Genomic DNA, 19309 nt, shown 5'->3' on the forward strand with positions numbered 1-19309 from the left:
AACTCCGGGTCTTGCGTTCAAACTCGAGTGGCCGGCACTCGCCACAGGTACCAGGCGGCCACGGTCCGGTAGGGGCTCCAGTGCTTGCCCAGGTCGATCATCTGCCGACGTGTCGGTTGCCCTTGCAGGCCCTGCAAGCGGCGGTAGCCCTCGCGCACGCCGAAGTCGTCGGCCGGCAGGATGTCCATGCGCTCCAGGGTGTAGATCAGCAACATCTCGACGGTCCAGCGGCCCACGCCACGCAGGCTCACCAGGCGTTCGATCAGTGCCTCGTCTTCAAGCATCAGAGCCTGCTGATAGTCCGGCACCAGGCCGTCGAGGCGCGCCTGGGCGATGCCCTGGATGGTTGCCAGTTTACTCGCTGAAAAGCCGCAGGCGCGCAATTGCTCCGGGGTGGTCGCCAGCACCTGCTCGGGGCTGGGAAAGGCGCTTCCCGGGTAGAGCGCCAGAAAGCGCGCGAGGATCGCATCGCCGGCCTTGGCATGCAGTTGCTGATAGGCGATAGCCCGCACCAGTGCCTGATACGGGTCACGGGTGGGTTTGGGCTGGTGCAGGCACGGGCCAATCGCCTCGATGTGCGCAGCCCACTGTGGGTCGAGTGCGGCGAGGCAGGTTTGTGCCTCGGTATAGAACGCGTGCGTGCTCATCAGGCCTCCAGTGCCTTGGCCACTTGTTCCAGCGCCTGCTTGAGTTCGGCGCGGCTGCCAGCGGCCGACAGGCTGATACGGATTGCCGCCAGCTCATGCTGTTTTACCGCGAACACCTCGCCTGGCACCACCGCCACGCCATGGGCCCGGCAGGCCTCGACCAAGCGCGCGGCGCTGAGCCCGGCCTTGACCCAGATGTGCGGCGACGGCTGGCGGGTGTTAAGCAGGTGGCCACTGAGCACCTTGCACGCCAGGCGCCAGCGCTGGGTGATTTCCTCGCGCTGCCAGGCCAGGCGCCTTTGAGCGGTGCCATCGGCGATCCAGCGGCAGGCGATCTGCAGGTTCAGCGGCGACACCTGCCAGTGAGTGGCCTGGGCATGCGGATCAATCTGTTCCAACACTAGCGGGTCAGCCACAATCCAGCCCAGGCGCAGGCCGGCGCCCACAGTTTTCGACAGGCTGCTGATCAACAGGCCGCGCTCACCGAGCATTCGCCATAGCGGTGGTTGGTCGGTGAGCGCGCCGTAGACATCATCTTCGATCACCAGCAGGTCATGGCGCGCGACCACCTCGGCAATCGCCTGCTGGCGGGCGCTGCTCATGCACGCACCCGTTGGGTTGTGCAGGCTCGGGGTCAGGACCATGACCCGCGCGCCGGTGGCCCTGGCGACCCGGTCGAGGTCGTCGGCAACAATGCCCTGATCGTCCAGGGCGATGCCATGCAAGGGAAGGCGCAATTGCCGGCAGGCGGCCTTGATGCCGGGGGCGGTAAGGGCCTCGACCAGCACTGCTTCACCCGGCTGGCACAGCGACAGCAACACCGTGAACAAACCCTGCTGGGCGCCGCCGCACAGCAGCAATTGCCGCTCGTTCAATTGCAAACCGCGGTTGGCCAGCCAGGCGGCGCCGTGCACGCGAGCGCGCAGCAACTCTTCGGCGCTCAGGTAGTGATCCAGGCAAGCCGCCAGCCTCTCCTCAAGCAGCGCCTGCAAAGTGTTTTCGCTGTCGCGGTTGGCCGGCTCGATCACCGGCACGTTGGTCGACAGGTCGATCAGGCTCGATTGCACGTCGCGCTGCTTGAGGCGAAACAGCGTGGCCTCCTTGCTGCCGGCCAGCACATAGGTGCCACGGCCGACTTCACCCGAAACCAAATGGCGTGCCGCCGCCTCACGGTAGGCCTGCTGGGTGGTGCTCGGGTTGAGCCCCAGGTTCCAGGCCAGGCGCCGTTGTGGCGGCAGGCGTTCGCCGACTTTCAGCTCGCCGCGTTCGATGGCAATGGCTATTGCATCGACCAGGGCCAGGTAGCGCGGCTGGGCATCGTCGCAGAGGGTAGGGGTCCACATTTATTGTTGGCCATGCAATATAGGAATTTACCCATACAATGCGCGGCGACTAGGATCAGGTCAAATCCGATCCTGCCGAGGTGCTCCATGTTCGACCTGCCAGCCCTGCGCGAAGCTGCCCGCCTGGTTCATGCCAGCGTACCCGCCACCCCTCAGTACGCCTGGCCGCGCCTGGCCGAGCGGCTGGGCTGCGAAGTTTGGGTCAAGCATGAAAACCATGCCCCGACCGGCGCCTTCAAGGTGCGCGGCGGGTTGATGTATGTGCAGTGGCTGCGGGCACAAAAGCCGGCGGTGCGCGGCCTGGTCACCGCCACCCGTGGCAACCACGGCCAGAGCATGGCCCTGGCTGCGGGCAATGCCGGGCTGCCGATCATCATCGTTGTGCCCGAGGGCAACTCGCTGGAAAAGAACGCGGCGATGCGCGCTTTGGGCGCCCAACTGATCGAGCACGGCGCCGACTTTGACCAGGCCCGCGAAGAGGCCGCACGCCTGGCCCAGTTGCATGGTTACGAAAGCGTTCCACCGTTTCACCCCGAGTTGATCCGTGGCGTCGCCACCTACGCGCTGGAGCTGCTGGAAGCCGTACGCGAGCTGGATTGCATCTACGTGCCGATCGGCATGGGCTCGGGCATCTGCGGGTTGATCCAGGCGCGCAACCTGCTGGGCCTGCGCACCGAGATCGTCGGCGTGGTGTCCAGCGCCGCCGACGCCTTTGCCCAGAGCCTGGAGCAGGGCCGCATCGTCACCACCGCCACGGCCAACACCTTCGCCGATGGCATGGCCTGCCGCATGCCGTTGCCCGAAGCCTTTGAAATCATCCGCCAGCATGCCGCACGCATCGTGCGCGTCAGCGACGAAGAAGTGGCCCGGGCCATGCGCATCTACCACGAAGACACCCACAACACCGCCGAAGGCGCAGGCGCCGCCGGCCTTGCCGCACTGATCCAGGAGCGCGAGCGCCAGCAGGGGCGCAGGGTGGCGGTGATCCTCAGCGGGGCGAACATTGACCGGCAGCGGTATGCGCAGGTGCTGGCGGGCGATTGAAAAATCCTGAGTTGATCGGTTGATAAAAATGACAAGCCTGAATAAAGGCAATTTCTTCCAATACAGCCCAGCAGAAAACCGTTTTAATAGCGCCTGCCATCAACCGCGGTTACGGAACGTCGATGCCTTTTTCAAACGGATTTCTGCTGAGTTTGTCGCTGTGCCTGGATATCGGCATTGCCAATATCGCCATGATCACCCTGGCCATGCAGCGGGGTTTTTTGCAGGGTTTCTGGCTGGGGCTGGGTACCTGTGTCGGTGACCTGTTGTATGCCATTGCGGCGCTGGCCGGGATGACCGTGCTGCTGCAATTTGAAACGGTGCGCTGGGTGCTGTGGCTGGGCGGCTCGGTGTTGCTGGTATGGTTTGCCATCAAGATGCTGCTGGCGGCGCTGCGCGGCAACACCCATCTGCAGACCCCCGGCGCAATGGTGATCGAATCGGGCTGGCGCGAGTTCCTGCGCGGGATCTTCCTGGCCATGTCCTCGCCCAGCGCCATCCTCTGGTTTGCCGCGGTCGGCGGGGTGCTGATTTCCCGTTCAGGGGGCGGCAGCCTGCTTGAGGCCGGGCTGTTTCTTAGCGGTTTTTTTGCCGCCGGGCTGATCTGGTGCCTGTCGTTGTGCGGTATTGCCAGTCATGGCGGGCGCCTGCTGGGTGACCGCCTGCTGACCTGGTCGTACCTGCTGTCGGCGGGCATCTTCTGTTACTTTGCTGGCTACGTGATCCTTTCCGGTTACCGCGAGTTCATCCTTGCCGTGCCTGCGGCTACCCCGGGTCTATAATGATTCGGGACACCGGTGCGCAGGTGCCGTCAGGCAGGAGGATCTTCGATGAAAGGTCTGGATGCAAAAAAGATGACGAAGAAAAAACCACTGAAAACCGCCAAGGAAAAACACGCCGCCAAACGCGCCAAGCGCTCCGGCGACAGTTTTCTTGCGCAGTAACGCCAAGAGCTCCGCAAGGGGCTCTTTTTTTAGTCCCGAAATTGAGGTTGCTGGGTTATCCATTTCCCTAGCGTGTCGATTTCAACCACTGCCATTCGACCATCTGTGAACGCGCCGAGTCATCCGGCGCCCTATCGCACAGAGGACACGACCATGAACAGTGCCGCCGAGAACGAAATCCGCCAACTCATCGAGCAGTGGCTTCCCGCCGTACGCGCGCGCGATGTCGAGGCCATTACCGCGCCTTACGCCGAGAACATTCGCGCCTTCGATGCCATCCAGCAATTGCAGTTCCAGGGCAAGGCCGCCTATCGCGCCCACTGGCAGGCCTGCATGGATCACTGCCCCGGCGAGATGATCTTCGAAATCGAGCAACTGCAGATCCACGCCACCCCGGAACTGGCCCTGGCCCATTGGCTCAACCGCTGTGGTCCGGCCAGCAGCGAAGGCGGTGAGGATCAAGGCTGCTATATGCGCGCGACCGTTGGCTACCAGCGCATCGATGGCCAGTGGAAGGTGATCCATGAGCATTGGTCGGCACCCTTCGACATGGAATCCGGTGCCGCGCTGTTCTCGCTCAAGCCTTGAGCTGAAAACCCCGAGGGTTATGCCGAATCGCGCTTTTCAAGGCGGTGCGACCTGCCGCCATAGTATCCCCAGCGGTGGAGACGACGATGAAATACCTGTGCCTGGTCTACTGTGATGAAAGTCTGCTGCACAGCCTGCCTGAAAGCCCGGCCGACGCCGAGTGCATGGCCTATGCCGAGTCGGTCCAGGGCAGCGGCCGGATGCTCGCCGCCGAGGCGCTCAAACCGGTGCAGACCGCGACCACCGTGCGTATGCGCGGCGGGCAGATGAGCCTGACCGACGGCCCGTTCGCCGAAACCAAGGAGCAGTTGGCCGGCTTCTATCTGGTCGATGCCCGCGACCTCAACGAGGCGTTGAACATTGCCAAGGGCATTCCCGCAGCGCGAGTCGGCAGTGTCGAGGTGCGGCCGGTCCGCGAGTTGCAACCCTGAACCCAAGGAGCACAACACGATGAGCCTTTTACACCCCGAGCCGCCCAAGGCGCAGCATGAGTTGTCGTTGACGCGCCTGATCGATGCGCCGCGGCGCAAGGTGTTTCGCGCCTGGACCGAGCCGCAACTGCTGGCCCAGTGGTGGGGGCCCAACGGCATGACCACGCCGGAATGCGAAATGCAGCTGTGGGTCGGCGGCTTGTTTCGTACGGTGATGCGTGCCCCGGACGGCAGCGAATACCCGAACCAGGGCGTGTTTCTGGAGATCGTGCCGCCGGCGCGGATCGTCTTCACCGATGCCTTCGGTCCGGGTTGGGTGCCGTCGAACAAGGCGTTCATGACCGCTGTGGTGACCTTTGACGATGTCCACGGCAAGACCCAGTACACCGCCCGCGCCTGGCACTGGAGTGCCGCCGATTGCCAGGCCCATGAAGAGATGGGCTTTCACCGGGGCTGGGGTGAGAGCCTGGATCGCCTGGTGGCGCTGGTGACCACGCAGATGCCCGACTGATGGCAGCGCTGGCACAGGTACGGGCGCAACTGGAGGCCGTCTACCGTCAGGAGTCGCGGCGCATCCTGGCGACGCTGATTCGCTTGTTGGGCGACTTCGATCTGGCCGAAGAGGCCATGCACGAGGCGTTTTTCATTGCCGTGGAGCGCTGGCAACGCGACGGCATTCCGGCAAGCCCGCGGGCCTGGCTGGTGTCTACCGGGCGTTTCAAGGCCATCGACAGCCTGCGCCGACGTGCGCGCTTCGACCGTTCTCAGGTGCAGTTGATACAGGCGCTGGAGGCGCAAGAGGAGGTTCAGGTGAATGACGAAGAACTGGAGGACGACCGCCTGCGCCTGATCTTCACCTGTTGTCACCCGGCGCTGGCCGCCGATGCCCAGGTGCCGCTGACCTTGCGCGAAGTCTGTGACCTGACCACCGAAGAAATCGCCCGCGCCTTTTTGCAGAGCCCGGCGACCATCGCCCAGCGCATCGTAAGGGCCAAGGCCAAGATCCGCGATGCGCGCATACCGTACCAGGTGCCGTCGCTGGCCGAGCTGCCGGAGCGCCTTGATAGCGTATTGCGGGTGATCTACCTGGTGTTCAACGAGGGCTACTCGGCGTCGTCGGGTGAGAGCCTGATGCGCCACGACCTGAGCGATGAAGCGATCCGCCTGGGGCGTTTGCTCCAGCAGCTGCTGCCTGACCCGGAGGTGCTCGGGCTGTTGGCCTTGATGCTTTTGCAGGCCTCGCGGCAACAGGCGCGCAGCGACGCCGAGGGGGAGTTGGTACTGCTTGATGAGCAAGACCGCAGCCTGTGGAACCGTGCATTTATAGCTGAAGGTTGCCAGTTGGTGCAGCAAGCTCTGCGCAGTCAGCAGTTTGGTGTGTATAGCCTGCAGGCAGCGATAGCGGCCGTGCACGCTGAAGCTGCCAGTGCCGAGGCAACGGACTGGGATGAAATCGTCGGTTTGTACAATGTGCTGCTGCAGCGCTGGCCGTCACCGGTGATCGAGCTCAACCGCGCAGCGGCTCTGGCCCGGCGCGATGGCGCCGAGGCGGGGCTGGCGGCAGTGGAGGCAATTCTGGCCCGTGGCCAGTTGCAGGATTATCACCTGGCCCATTCGGCTCGCGCCGAACTGTGCCGCCAGCTGGGCCGCCTGGATCACGCCCGCGAGGCCTATCGCAGTGCCCTCGAGCTGACCCGTCAGGGCCCCGAGCGGCGCTTTATCGAGCGCCGCCTGGCCGAGTTGTAGGCATCAGCCGATGGTGATAGGCGGCGGGCTGACCAGCTCGACGGTCTGCTGTTTGCGCGGGGCGAGGATCTCGGCCTCGCCATCGACCACCAGTTCGTCGTTCTGGTTGAACACACGGGTGGCGATGCGCACCTTGAACTTCGGCAGTTTCTCGAGGATTTCCAGGCGCACGGTCAGGGTGTCGCCGAACTTGACCGGCTTCTGGAAGCTCATGGTCTGGCCCAGGTAAATGGTGCCCGGGCCAGGCAGCTCGCAGGCCACTGCGGCGCTGATCAGCGCACCGCTGAACATGCCGTGGGCGATGCGCTCCTTGAACATGCTCTTGGCGGCGAACTCGGCATCCAGGTGCACCGGGTTGTGGTCACCGGACATCGCCGCGAACAGCTGGATGTCACGTTCTTCGACGGTTTTGCTGAAGCTGGCGGTCTGGCCGACTTCAAGGGCTTCGTACGGGGTGTTGGTGACCTGGGTCATGCTTGGCTTTCCTTCTGACGTGCGGGTCGGCCGATCATTCGCTGCGGGCGGGGCGGCCAATGGCCAGGGCCTGCTCCAGCCAGTCGATGATGGCGGCCGTGACCTCGTCACGGTTGGTTTCGTTGAGCAGCTCATGCCGCGCCTGGGGGTAGAGCTGCAACTGCACATGCTGATTGCCGGCCAGGCGCAAGGCACCGGCCAGATCCTTGAGACGCTTGCCGGCACTGACCGGATCACATTCGCCGCCCATCACCAGGATCGGCAGGTTCGGATCGATCTGCGTCAGGTTGCGTGGCTGGCTGATTTGCTCAAGGCCCATCAGCAAGTCGATCCACAAACGGTTGCTGCAGCGAAAGCCGCACAACGGGTCGGCAGCATACTTGTCGACTTCGTCGTTGTCGCGGCTGAGCCAGTCGAACGCCGTGCGGTTGGGCTTGAAGGCCTTGTTGAACGAGCCGAACGACAGCCACTCGATCAGCGCGCTATGGCCCAGCGGGCCCTGGCGCCAGGCTTCGAAGCGGGCGATCAGGCAGGCGGTGCGGTACAGCGCGGGCGGTTGGAAGTTCGAGCCGCTGAGAATCGCGCCCTGCAGGCTGGCGCCGTGGTGCATCAGGTAGGCCTGGGCAATGTAGCTGCCCATGCTGTGGCCAAACAGGAACACCGGGGTGCCCGGAAACTGCTGGCCGATGTGCTGGCTGAGCAGGGCCAGGTCGTTGACCACGCTGTTCCAGCCATTGTGTCGGGCGAACAGGCCTAAAGTGCCAAGTTCGGCGGTGCGTCCATGGCCGCGCTGGTCGTGGGCGAGCAGGGCATAGCCGGCATTGCTCAGGGCCTCGCCCAGGCGTTGGTAGCGCCCGGCGTGCTCGGCCATGCCGTGGGCCAGCAGCACCACCGCCTTGATCGGCGAGGCCGGCAGCCATTGATAAACGTAGAGGCTGCAGTGATCGCTGGCCGGGAGCCAGAACGCGTCGTGGTGCATGGCGGGTCCTTGTGCGCGCAACTCGGTAAGTCAGCACAGTGTATAACCCAGGGACAGGATCGCAGGGTCATCAGCAATAAGATTCACAATGTTAATGACAGCGCTTGGCGTATTTGCCACCTGCGACATACCTGCTAACGTCGGCAGAGCACCTTCTTCGCCAAGCAGGCAAGGGGGCCGGATCGGCTCAGGTATGAGGACAATAATAGATGCAAGCTGATTTCTGGAATGACAAGCGCCCGGCAGGGGTTCCTTCGCAAATTGACATAAATGCTTACAAGTCAGTGGTCGAAGTATTCGAACGCTCCTGCAAGAAGTTTGCTGACCGCCCAGCGTTCAGCAACCTCGGGGTAACCCTGAGCTACGCCGAACTCGAACGCTATTCTGCGGCCTTTGCCGCTTACCTGCAGCAGTACACCGACCTGGTGCCGGGCGACCGCATCGCGGTACAGATGCCCAACGTGCTGCAGTACCCCATCGCGGTGTTCGGCGCCTTGCGCGCCGGCCTGATCGTGGTCAACACCAACCCGCTGTACACCGCCCGCGAAATGCGCCACCAGTTCAAGGACTCCGGCGCCCGGGCGCTGGTGTACCTGAACATGTTCGGCAAGCTGGTGCAGGAAGTGCTGCCCGACACCGGCATCGAGTTCCTCATCGAGGCGAAGATGGGCGACATGCTGCCGACGGCCAAGGGCTGGCTGGTCAACACCATCGTCAGCAAGGTCAAGAAGATGGTCCCGGACTACCGCCTGCCGCAGGCGGTGCCATTCAAGAGCGCCCTGGCCCAGGGCCGCGGCCAGGCGCTCAAGCCGGTTGCGCTGGGCCTCGATGACATCGCCGTGCTGCAATACACCGGCGGCACCACGGGCCTGGCCAAGGGCGCGATGCTGACCCACGGCAACCTGGTGGCGAACATGCTCCAGGTGCTGGCGTGTTTCTCCCAGCACGGTGCCGATGGCCAGCGCCTGATCAAGGACGGGCAGGAGGTGATGATCGCGCCGCTGCCGCTCTACCATATCTATGCCTTTACCGCGAACTGCATGTGCATGATGGTTACCGGCAACCACAACGTGCTGATCACCAACCCGCGCGACATCGCCGGCTTTGTCAAAGAGCTGAAGAAGTGGAAGTTCTCCGGGCTGCTCGGGCTCAACACCCTGTTCGTCGCGCTGATGAACCACCCAGAGTTCAAGAACCTCGACTTCTCGGCGCTGAAGGTCACCAACTCCGGCGGTACCGCATTGGTCAGCGCCACCGCCGAGCGCTGGGAGAGCATCACCGGTTGCCGCATTGTCGAAGGCTACGGCCTGACCGAGACCTCGCCGGTAGCCAGCACCAACCCTTACGGCCAGCTGGCACGCCTGGGCACCGTGGGCATTCCGGTGCCGGGCACGGCGTTCAAGGTGATTGACGATGCGGGTGTCGAGCAGCCCTTCGGCGAGCGCGGCGAGTTGTGCATCAAGGGCCCGCAAGTGATGAAGGGTTACTGGCAGCACCCCGAGGCGACGGCCGAGGCGCTGGACAGCGAAGGCTGGTTCAAGACCGGCGACATTGCCGTGATCGATCCGGACGGCTTTACCCGCATCGTCGACCGCAAGAAGGACATGATCATCGTCTCGGGCTTCAACGTGTACCCCAACGAGATCGAAGAAGTGGTGATGAGCCATCCGCAAGTGGCCAGTTGCGCGGTGATCGGCATCCCCGACGAGCGTTCGGGCGAGGCGGTGAAGCTGTTCGTGGTGCCGCGCGAGGGCGGGGTAAGCCTTGAAGAGCTGAAGGCTTACTGCAAGGCCAACTTCACCGGCTACAAGGTGCCCAAGCATATTGTCTTGCGCGAGTCGCTGCCGATGACGGCAGTGGGCAAGATTCTGCGCAGGGAGCTTCGGGATATAGCCTGAGGGAACTGGAAGCTGCAAGCTACAAGCCCGGCCAGCTTGTAGCTTGTGGCTTGAAACTTGAATCTTTAGAATTTTTACTCTAAAAATGACTACGTGATTATCAAGAGTCATTTCCGTGACTGTTCGGGCTACTTTAGCTCTAGGCGGCCCTTGGCAAAGCTGCTACTCTCGGCCCGCTTCTGATTATCAGGTTTGCAATAAACCGTAATCTTATATCAATAATAATCGCATCGACTGCGGTGAAGAATTCGCTGTTGCTGGAGGAGTGGGCTTCCATGATCGAAAATTTTTGGAAGGATAAGTACCCAGCCGGGATTGCCTCGCAAATCAATCCTGATGAGTATCCGAATATTCAGGCGGTATTGAAGCAGTCTTGCCAACGCTTTGCCGATAAACCGGCCTTTAGCAACCTGGGCAAAACCATTACATACGGCGAGTTGTATGAGCTGTCAGGGGCGTTTGCCGCTTACCTGCAACAGCATACCGACCTGCAGCCGGGTGATCGTATTGCCGTGCAGCTGCCCAACGTTCTGCAATACCCCGTTGCCGTGTTCGGTGCCCTGCGTGCGGGCCTGATCGTGGTCAACACCAACCCGTTGTATACCGCGCGGGAATTGGAACACCAGTTCAATGATTCCGGCGCCAAGGCGCTGGTCTGCCTGGCAAACATGGCGCACCTGGCCGAAAAGGTAGTGCCCAAGACCCAGGTCAAACACGTTATTGTCACCGAAGTGGCCGACCTCTTGCCACCGGTTAAACGCCTGTTGATCAACAGCGTGATCAAGTACGTGAAGAAAATGGTCCCGGCGTACAACCTGCCCAAGGCGGTCAAGTTCAACGACGCCTTGAACAAAGGCCGTGGCCAAACCTTTCAGGAAGCCAATCCAGACCGCCATGACGTCGCCGTATTGCAGTACACCGGTGGCACTACCGGGGTGGCCAAGGGCGCGATGCTGACCCACCGCAACCTGGTGGCCAACATGCTGCAATGCCGGGCGCTGATGGGCTCGGACCTCAATGAAGGTTGCGAGATCCTTATCACGCCGTTGCCGCTGTATCACATCTATGCCTTCACCTTTCATTGCATGGCAATGATGCTGATCGGTAGCCACAACATTCTGATCAGCAACCCGCGCGACTTGCCGGCGATGGTCAAGGAACTGGGCAAGTGGAAGTTCAGCGGCTTTGTCGGCCTCAATACCTTGTTCGTTGCCCTGTGCAACAACGAGAACTTCCGCAAGCTGGATTTCTCTGGCCTGAAGATCACCCTGTCGGGCGGCATGGCCCTGCAGATGAGCGTCGCCGAGCGCTGGAAGGCAATCACCGGCTGCGCCATCTGCGAAGGTTACGGCATGACCGAGACCAGCCCGGTGGCGGCGGTCAACCCGGCCGAGCAGAACCAGATTGGCACCATCGGCATTCCGGTGCCCTCGACCCTGTGCAAGATCATCGACGACGCCGGTGTTGAACTGGCCCTGGGCGAAGTCGGCGAGCTGTGCGTGAAAGGGCCGCAGGTAATGAAGGGCTACTGGCAGCGCGAAGACGCCACCAACGAGATCCTCGACAGTGACGGCTGGCTGAAGACCGGTGACATCGCCCTGATCCAGACCGACGGCTACATGCGCATCGTCGATCGTAAGAAAGACATGATCCTGGTCTCCGGTTTCAACGTCTATCCGAATGAGCTTGAGGACGTGCTGGCGGCGTTGCCAGGCGTGCTGCAGTGCGCGGCCATCGGTGTGCCGGATGAAAAATCCGGTGAAGTGATCAAGATCTTCATCGTGGTCAAGCCGGGCATGACCGTGACCAAGGAGCAGGTGATGGAGCACATGCGTGCAAACGTCACCGGCTACAAGGTGCCGCGTTTCATCGAGTTCCGCGATGCGCTGCCGACCACCAACGTCGGCAAGATCCTGCGCCGTGAACTGCGTGATGAAGAACTGAAGAAGCTGGGCCTGAAGAAGATCGCCTGAGTCAAGGCGAGCGCTTCGCGCTCGATCGCTGGCAAGCCAGCTCCCACCATCGATCCTGTGGGAGCTGGCTTGCCAGCGATGCTTTCAGCGCAGTTTTTCAAGCATCTGGTAATACCACATCCCCGCCGCCAGTAACGGATTGCCCAGCACATCGCCCATCGGCACCTTGATGTGTTTGCAGCCGGCAAAGGTATCGAATTTCTCCAGCGTCCCGGTCAGTGCTTCGGCCATGATCTCGCCCATGATATGGCTGGTGGCGATGCCGTGCCCGGAATAGCCCTGACAGTACCAGACGTTGTCCGAGAGCTTGCCCAGCTGCGGAATGCGGTTGACCACGATGCCCATTGCGCAACTCCACTGGAACTCGATCGGCACGCCCTTGAGCGCCGGAAAGGTGCGCTCGATGCACGGCCGCAGTTCGCCGGCGATATCCCGTGAATCGCGCCCGGAATAGTTGGCGCCACCGCCGAACAGCAGGCGGCCATCGGCGGTCAGCCGGTAGTAGTCGAGGACGAAGCGGCAGTCGTACACCGCAAGATCCTGCGGGTTGATCTGCGCGGCCAGCTCACCGAGCGGCGCGGTGGTGACGATACCGCCCATCGCCGGGAAGATCTTGCCCTTGAGCTGGCGTTTTTCCAGTTTGTGATAGACGTCGCCGGCCAACAGAATCTGCTTGGCCTCGACCCGGCCGTGGGCCGTCACCACCGCCGGCTGCTCGCCATGGATGATGTCCAGCACTTCGGAGTTCTCGAAGATCAGTGCGCCCAGGCTGTGTGCGGCGCGGGCTTCGCCCAGGCACAGGTTGAGCGGGTGCAGGTGCAGGTTGCGCCGGTTCTTCAAGGCCCCCAGGTACAGCGGGCTTTGCAGGTGTTCGCGCATGGCGTTCTGGCCCAGCAGCTCGACCTGGTCGCCCATGCCGCGACGCTCGGCCTCGGCAGCGAAGGCGCGCAGCTCGCCCATGTGCGAGTCTTTCATCGCCGCGTGTAGGTGGCCGCGCTTGAGGTCGCAGTCGATGCCGTAGCGCTCGACCCTTTGCTCGATGATCTGGTGGCCGCGCCAGCGCAGGTGCCAGATAAAATCATCGACGTCATCGCCGAGCTTGTCGCGCATCTGTTTGCGCATCGCTTCATCGCCCGAGAGGCTGCCGGTGACCTGGCCGCCGTTGCGCCCGCTGGCGCCCCAGCCGATGCGGTTGGTTTCAACGATGGCGACTTTCAGGCCGCGCTCGGCCAGCTCCACGGCGCTGGCCACCCCGGTAAAGCCGCCGCCAATGATTGCCACGTCGACTTTCACCGTGCCCTTGAGGGTCGGGTACTGGGTGGTGTCGTTGAGGCTGGCGGTGTAGTACGAGGCGCTGCGTTGGGCAGGGCCGGCGTTTACGGCTGCATTCATAACAAAATCCTTGGTGCAAAAATAAAGGGTCAGGCCTGGCTCAGGTACCAGCGCCAGTCCTGTTCGCCGACTTCGGCCATGAACTGGCGGTACTCGGCGCGCTTGACCGCCAGGTACACGCCGAGGAACTCGGCGCCCAGGGCTTCGCGGGCCCAGCTTGAACGCTCAAGCGCAGTCAACGAGGTCAGCCAGTCGGTGGGTAGCAGTTCGCTGGCCTGGGCGTAGCCATTGCCCTCGACCGGCGCGCCCGGGTCCAGTTGCTGGCGGATGCCGTGATGCAGGCTGGCGAGAATCGCTGCTGCGGCCAGGTAAGGGTTGGCATCGGCGCCGCAGATGCGGTGCTCGATGTGCCGGCTGTTGGCCGGGCCGCCGGGCACGCGCAGGCTGACGGTACGGTTGTCGACGCCCCAGGTCGGCGCCAGCGGCGCATAGCTGTTGGCCTGGAAGCGGCGGTAGGAGTTGGCGTTGGGGCAGAACAGCAGCAGCGAATCGAGCAGCAGCGTGAGCATGCCGGCCACCGATTGGCGCAGCAGCGGTGTACCGGCCTTGTCTTCGCTGGCGTACAGGTTGTTGCCCTGGGCATCGGCCAGGCTCACGTGCATGTGCATGCCGGTGCCGGCCAGGTGATCGAACGGCTTGGCCATGAAGCAGGCCTGCATCCCGTGCTTGTGCGCCACGCCCTTGACCAGGCGCTTGTAGCGCACCGCCTGGTCCATGGCCAGCAGCGCATCGCCATGCTCGAGGGTGATTTCCACCTGGCCCGGGGCGTATTCGGAAATCGCCGTGCGCGCTGGAATGCCCTGGGCCTTGCAGGCCGCGTAGAGGTCGGCGAGAAACGGCTCGATCTGCTCCAGCTCACGCAGGCCGTAGACCTGAGTGCCACGCGGGCGCCCGCCGTCGCGGTCCAGGGCCGGTTGCGGGCGGCCGTGGCTGTCACGTTGCTGGTCGAGCAGATAGAACTCCAGCTCGCAGGCCATCACCGGGTAGTAACCGTCGGCCTTGAGCGCATCGATGACCTTGACCAGCAGGTGGCGCGGGTCGGCGACAGTCGCCGGCAGGCCTTCGCTGGGGTGCATGCTGACTTGCACCGCAGCGGTGGGAATCTGCCGCCACGGCAGGCGCACCAGGCTGTTTTCCAGCGGGTAGGCGCGGCAATCGATATCGCCGACATCCCAGACCAGGCCTGAGTTTTCCACATCGTCGCCGTTGAGGGTCAAACCGAGGATGGTGCTGGGCAATGGCCGTCCGCTTTCGTACACCGCCAGCAGCTCTTCGCGGTGCAGCAGCTTGCCGCGTGGTACGCCGTTGGCGTCGAGGATGAACAGCTCGATCATCTCGATATCGGGGTTTTCAGACAGGAACGTTCGGGCCTGCTCGATAGGGGCAAAGTGCATGGTGTGCTCGCTCGCGCCCTCAGGCGCACAGGACTGTCTAGCCGGTCAGGCGGCAGTCTTCGACAAGGAAGGTCGGCCAGAAGCTGGCCGCACGGTTCACTGCAGAGCGAGGCGGGCGTCCGGTGGGCGGGCATGGCGGCAGTGCCACAAAGCCCAGAAGGCGAGAATGATGTGCACCAGCGGATTTTCCCCAGAGCGCGCCCGCACCTTCGGGAACGAAGGGCGCAGCAGCAGGCGGGGCAAACCGGTAGACGAAGTCATGCCTGGATACTCCCATGCCGGGGAAGGTTCATTAAATCAGCCTTTGGGTAACTTCAGATAAGCCGCGGCTAAACAATCGTCCGCCCGCCCGCAACCGTGCCGAGCGTCGGCAAATCTGCGACAATCGCAGCCCTTGAAAAGCCGATCATGCAAAAGCAGGCTCACCTGCACGACTAAAAAGCCCCCATGACTGACCACGCGATTGATCAACTGCTGAAAAACCTCGACCACGCCATGATTGCCGAGCGCCACCGTCTGCGCCGGCAGTTGCACGAGCTGCGCAAGCGCCCGGATGAGGCCAGGCTTGCGCAATGGGTCGACAAGGTCCAGGCCTCCTGCGCCCAGGTCACCGCGCGCAAGGCCAGCGTGCCGAGCATCCGTTACGACGACAGCCTGCCGATTGCAGCCAAGCGTGACGAGATCAAGAAGGTTCTGGCCGAGCATCAGGTGCTGATCATCGCCGGCGAAACCGGCTCGGGCAAAACCACCCAGCTGCCGAAGATCTGCCTGGAACTGGGCCGCGGCCAGCACGGCCTGATCGCCCATACCCAGCCTCGGCGGATTGCCGCGCGCAGCGTTGCCACCCGGGTCGCCGAAGAACTCGGTACGCCGCTGGGGGCGCTGGTCGGCTACCAGGTGCGCTTCGAAGACCAGAGCGACGCCAATACCCTGGTCAAGCTGATGACCGACGGTATCCTGCTGGCCGAAACCCAGCACGACCGCTTTCTCGAGCGCTACGACACCATCATTGTCGACGAAGCCCACGAGCGCAGCCTTAATATCGATTTTCTGCTCGGTTACCTCAAGACCCTGCTGCCGCGTCGCCCCGATCTCAAGGTCATTATCACCTCGGCGACCATCGACCTTGAGCGCTTCTCCAAGCATTTCAACGATGCGCCGATCATCGAGGTGTCGGGCCGCACCTACCCGGTGGAAACCTGGTACCGGCCGGTAACCCGCGAGCAGGACGAGGAGGGCAACCGCGTCGAGGACGACCTCACCGTCGACCAGGCGATCCTCGCCACCCTCGACGAGATTGCCGCCTTTGAGCGCAGCCAGGGCAAGGGCCCGGGCGATGTGCTGGTGTTCCTGCCCGGCGAGCGCGAGATTCGCGACGCTGCCGAGATGCTGCGCAAGGCGCAGTTGCGCCACACCGAAATCCTGCCGCTGTACGCGCGCCTGTCGCCGGCCGAGCAGCAGAAGATTTTCCAGTCCCATCCGGGGCGGCGCGTGGTGCTGGCCACCAACGTTGCCGAAACCTCGCTGACGGTGCCGGGCATCCGCTATGTGATCGATAGCGGCACCGCGCGCATCAGCCGCTACAGCTACCGGGCCAAAGTTCAGCGCCTGCCGATCGAAGCGGTGTCCCAGGCCAGCGCCAACCAGCGCAAGGGCCGCTGCGGGCGGGTCGAGCCGGGCATCTGCGTGCGCCTGTACAGCGAAGAAGACTTCAATGCGCGGCCGGCCTTTACCGACCCTGAAATCCTGCGTACCAACCTGGCGGCAGTCATCCTGCAGATGCTGCACCTGCGCCTGGGCGATATTGACGCCTTCCCGTTCATCGAGCCGCCGGACGGCAAGGCCATCAGCGACGGCTTCAACCTGTTGCAGGAGCTCTCGGCGGTCAACCGCGAGAACCAGCTCACGCCCCTGGGCCGCCAGTTGGCGCGCCTGCCGGTGGACCCGCGGCTGGGCCGCATGCTGCTCGAAGGCGCCAAGCAGGGCAGCCTCAATGAGCTGTTGATCGTCGCCAGTGCGCTGTCGGTGCAAGACCCGCGCGAGCGGCCGCCGGAGCGCCAGCAAGCGGCGGACCAGGCCCATGCGCAATGGAAAGACGCCGACTCCGACTTCGCCGCGCTGGTCAACCTGTGGCGTGGCTTTGAAGAGCAACGCCAGGCTCTGACCGCCAGCCCGCTGCGCAACTGGTGCCGGAAGAATTTCCTCAACTACCTGCGCCTGCGCGAATGGCGCGATGCTCACCGTCAGCTCAGCCTGATTTGCCGCGACCTGCAGTTGAGCATCAATAAAGAGCCTGCCGACTACCCGCGCCTGCACAAGGCGATCCTCTGCGGTCTGCTCAGCCAGATCGGCCAGAAGAGCGAAGACGGTGACTACCTCGGCGCCCGCCAACGGCGCTTCTGGGTGCACCCCTCGTCCGGCCTGGGCAAGAAGCGTCCGCAATGGCTGATGACCGCCGAGCTGGTGGAAACCACCAAGCTCTACGCGCGCATGGTGGCCAAGATCGATTCGGACTGGATCGAGCCGCTGGCCGGGCACCTGATCAAGAAGAACCACTTTGAACCGCACTGGGAGAAGAAGCGCGGCCAGGTGGTGGCCTTCGAGCAGGTCACCCTCTATGGCCTGATCGTGGTTGGCCGGCGCCCGGTGCATTACGGCCCGGTCGACCCGGTAATGTCCCGCGAGCTGTTTATCCGCGAGGCCCTGGTCGGCGGCGAGATCCAGTCCAAGGCCAGGTGCCTGACCGCCAACCGGCGCTTGCTTGAGCAGCTCGATGAGCTCGAAGCCAAGGCCCGCCGGCGCGATATCCTCGCCGATGAAGAAACCCTGTACGGCTTCTATGAGGCGCGCCTGCCGGCCGAGATCCACCAGACCGCAACCTTCGACAGCTGGTACCGGGTCAACAGCCAGAAAGACCCGCAGTTGCTGATCATGCGCGAGGAAGACGTGCTGGCCCGCGAGGCCAGTGAAGTCACCGCCGCGCAGTACCCGGACACCCTGCGCCTGGGCGACCTGAGCCTGGCCCTGAGTTACCACTTCGAGCCAAACCATCCGCGCGACGGCGTCACCGTGCGGGTGCCGGCGCCGCTGCTGCCGAGCCTGCCGGGCGAACGCCTGGAGTGGCTGGTACCGGGCCTGCTGGAAGCCAAGTGCATTGCCCTGGTGCGCAACCTGCCCAAGGCCTTGCGCAAGAACTTCGTGCCGGTGCCGGACTTCGTCAAGGCCGCCCTGCAGCGCATGAGCTTCGCTGAAGGTTCGTTGCCCCAGGCGCTCGGCCGCGAGTTGCTGCGCATGACCGGTGCGCGGGTCAGCGACGAAGCCTGGGCCGAAGCTGCGGCCCAGGTCGACAGCCACCTGAAGATGAACCTGGAAGTGGTCGATGGCCAGGGCAAGTTCCTCGGTGAAGGCCGTGACCTGGCCGAGCTGACCGCGCGCTTTGCCGCGGCCAGCCAGGCCGCGCTGGCAGTCCCGCAAACCGCGCAAAGCCAGCAGCCGGTGCAGGCCAAGGCCTTCACCCAGGTGGCCGAGACTGCGCAACAAAAGTTTGCCGGGCTGTCGATGACGGTCTATCCGGCGCTGGTGGAAGAAAACGGCACGGTCAAGGAAGGGCGCTTCTCGACCCAGGCTGAAGCCGAGTTCCAGCACCGCCGAGCCTTGCAGCGCCTGCTGCTGCAACAACTGGCGGAGCCGGCCAAGTTTTTGCGCGGCAAGCTGCCGGGGCTGACCGAGCTGGGCTTGCTGTACCGCGAGCTGGGTCGGGTCGAGGCGCTGGTCGAGGACATTCTGCTGGCCAGCCTCGACAGTTGCATCCTTGAAGGCGAGGCTACCCTGCCACGCGATGGCGCCGGCCTGGCCTCGCTGGCCGAGCGCAAGCGCGGCAGCTGGGCCGAGCACGCCGAGCGTCTGGCTCGCCTGACCCTGGAAATCCTCAAGCTCTGGCATGGCCTGCAAAAGCGCTTCAAGGGCAAGATCGACCTGGCCCAGGCCGTGGCCCTCAACGACATCAAGCAGCAACTGCGCAACCTGGTCTACCCCGGCTTTGTCCGCGAAACCCCGGGGCTGTGGCTCAAGGAGCTGCCGCGCTACCTCAAGGCCATCGAGCTGCGTCTTGAGAAGCTTGGCGCCCAGGTGCAGAAGGACCGGGTCTGGAGCGGCGAGCTGGGCAACCTCTGGAGCCAGTACCAGACCCGCCTGGACAAGCACCTGCAGGAAGGCAAGCGCGACGAGCAGCTGCAGCTGTATCGCTGGTGGCTAGAGGAATACCGGGTGTCGTTGTTCGCCCAGCAGTTGGGCACCAAGGTCCCGGTTTCCGACAAACGACTGAGCAAGCAGTGGAGTCAGGTGGAAGCCTAAACCCCTGCAGTTGTGGCACACTTGACCGATATACGCCGCGCATCCCGGAATAACCTGCCGGGCCTGCGCGGCTCACGCATGCAGCACTGCGCAGTGGCCCGCA

At 63.5% G+C, this 19309-nt stretch carries 16 protein-coding genes; 9 read left to right on the plus strand and 7 right to left on the minus strand.

The genetic code is table 11. The features are described from left to right. Nucleotides 1-17 precede the first annotated feature (17 nt). Complete coding sequence (locus ACIOVF_RS04950; RefSeq protein WP_045193427.1) at nucleotides 18-647, minus strand: DNA-3-methyladenine glycosylase; 630 nt, start codon at nucleotides 645-647, stop codon at nucleotides 18-20. Then, nucleotides 647-1990 (minus strand): PLP-dependent aminotransferase family protein, encoded by a 1344-nt coding sequence (locus tag ACIOVF_RS04955; protein WP_401287951.1) that lies wholly within the window; start codon nucleotides 1988-1990, stop codon nucleotides 647-649. The genes ACIOVF_RS04950 and ACIOVF_RS04955 overlap by 1 nt, the downstream gene beginning before the upstream one ends. 87 nt (nucleotides 1991-2077) lie before the next feature. Between ACIOVF_RS04955 and ACIOVF_RS04960 the strand changes: the two genes are divergently transcribed. From ACIOVF_RS04960 to ACIOVF_RS04985, 6 genes are all read left to right on the plus strand, one after another. Continuing rightward, nucleotides 2078-3034 carry a threonine dehydratase gene (locus ACIOVF_RS04960; RefSeq protein ID WP_093386064.1) on the plus strand — a complete coding sequence of 319 codons (957 nt, stop codon included), beginning with the start codon at nucleotides 2078-2080 and terminating at the stop codon, nucleotides 3032-3034. A gap of 122 nt (nucleotides 3035-3156) precedes the next feature. Continuing rightward, the gene (locus ACIOVF_RS04965) at nucleotides 3157-3816 is read left to right on the plus strand and encodes a LysE family translocator (RefSeq protein WP_045193424.1); all 660 of its coding nucleotides are present in this window, start codon (nucleotides 3157-3159) and stop codon (nucleotides 3814-3816) included. 315 nt (nucleotides 3817-4131) lie between these two features. Further along, on the plus strand, nucleotides 4132-4566 hold the full coding sequence (locus ACIOVF_RS04970) for a nuclear transport factor 2 family protein (protein ID WP_045193423.1): 435 nt from the start codon (nucleotides 4132-4134) through the stop codon (nucleotides 4564-4566). 86 nt (nucleotides 4567-4652) lie between these two features. After that, nucleotides 4653-4997: a YciI family protein gene (locus ACIOVF_RS04975; RefSeq protein WP_401287956.1), complete on the plus strand. Its 345-nt coding sequence runs from the start codon at nucleotides 4653-4655 to the stop codon at nucleotides 4995-4997. Between the two features lie 19 nt (nucleotides 4998-5016). Next, nucleotides 5017-5508, plus strand: coding sequence for an SRPBCC family protein (locus tag ACIOVF_RS04980; protein ID WP_045193421.1), 492 nt, complete (start codon nucleotides 5017-5019; stop codon nucleotides 5506-5508). Further along, entirely contained in the window at nucleotides 5508-6743 is a 1236-nt protein-coding gene (locus ACIOVF_RS04985; protein WP_045193420.1) for an RNA polymerase sigma factor, read from the plus strand. Before ACIOVF_RS04980 ends, ACIOVF_RS04985 begins: the two co-directional genes overlap by 1 nt. Before the next feature lie 3 nt (nucleotides 6744-6746). Here the strand turns inward: ACIOVF_RS04985 and ACIOVF_RS04990 are convergent, their stop codons facing one another. Together ACIOVF_RS04990 and ACIOVF_RS04995 are read right to left on the minus strand one after the other, a co-directional pair. After that, entirely contained in the window at nucleotides 6747-7217 is a 471-nt protein-coding gene (locus ACIOVF_RS04990) for a MaoC family dehydratase (RefSeq protein WP_045187560.1), read from the minus strand. 34 nt (nucleotides 7218-7251) lie between these two features. Further along, nucleotides 7252-8196, minus strand: a complete 945-nt coding sequence (locus ACIOVF_RS04995) for an alpha/beta hydrolase (RefSeq protein WP_045193418.1) — start codon at nucleotides 8194-8196, stop codon at nucleotides 7252-7254. A 209-nt stretch (nucleotides 8197-8405) separates the two neighbouring features. On the opposite strand from ACIOVF_RS04995, the gene fadD2 reads away from it, so the two are divergent. Together fadD2 and fadD1 are read left to right on the plus strand one after the other, a co-directional pair. Further along, entirely contained in the window at nucleotides 8406-10094 is a 1689-nt protein-coding gene (fadD2, locus tag ACIOVF_RS05000; RefSeq protein ID WP_401287961.1) for a long-chain-fatty-acid--CoA ligase FadD2, read from the plus strand. 275 nt (nucleotides 10095-10369) lie between these two features. Continuing rightward, entirely contained in the window at nucleotides 10370-12067 is a 1698-nt protein-coding gene (gene fadD1, locus ACIOVF_RS05005; protein ID WP_401287964.1) for a long-chain-fatty-acid--CoA ligase FadD1, read from the plus strand. A gap of 84 nt (nucleotides 12068-12151) precedes the next feature. Here the strand turns inward: fadD1 and ACIOVF_RS05010 are convergent, their stop codons facing one another. The 3 genes from ACIOVF_RS05010 to ACIOVF_RS05020 all read right to left on the minus strand — a co-directional run bounded on the left by ACIOVF_RS05010 (nucleotide 12152) and on the right by ACIOVF_RS05020 (nucleotide 15114). Beyond that, complete coding sequence (locus ACIOVF_RS05010) at nucleotides 12152-13459, minus strand: FAD-binding oxidoreductase (RefSeq protein WP_045193415.1); 1308 nt, start codon at nucleotides 13457-13459, stop codon at nucleotides 12152-12154. 29 nt (nucleotides 13460-13488) lie between these two features. After that, the gene (locus ACIOVF_RS05015) at nucleotides 13489-14853 is read right to left on the minus strand and encodes a glutamine synthetase family protein (protein WP_045193414.1); all 1365 of its coding nucleotides are present in this window, start codon (nucleotides 14851-14853) and stop codon (nucleotides 13489-13491) included. Nucleotides 14854-14949: 96 nt separating this feature from the next. Continuing rightward, nucleotides 14950-15114: a hypothetical protein gene (locus ACIOVF_RS05020; RefSeq protein WP_177329126.1), complete on the minus strand. Its 165-nt coding sequence runs from the start codon at nucleotides 15112-15114 to the stop codon at nucleotides 14950-14952. Nucleotides 15115-15300: 186 nt separating this feature from the next. Here ACIOVF_RS05020 and hrpA point away from each other — a divergent pair, with 186 nt between their 5' ends. Further along, a complete protein-coding gene (gene hrpA, locus ACIOVF_RS05025) occupies nucleotides 15301-19206 on the plus strand; it encodes an ATP-dependent RNA helicase HrpA (protein WP_401287967.1) in 3906 nt (1301 codons plus the stop codon). The last annotated feature ends 103 nt before the right edge of the window (nucleotides 19207-19309 follow it).

The sequence above is a fragment of the Pseudomonas sp. NPDC087612 genome, from assembly GCF_044743505.1.
Taxonomy (GTDB): domain Bacteria; phylum Pseudomonadota; class Gammaproteobacteria; order Pseudomonadales; family Pseudomonadaceae; genus Aquipseudomonas.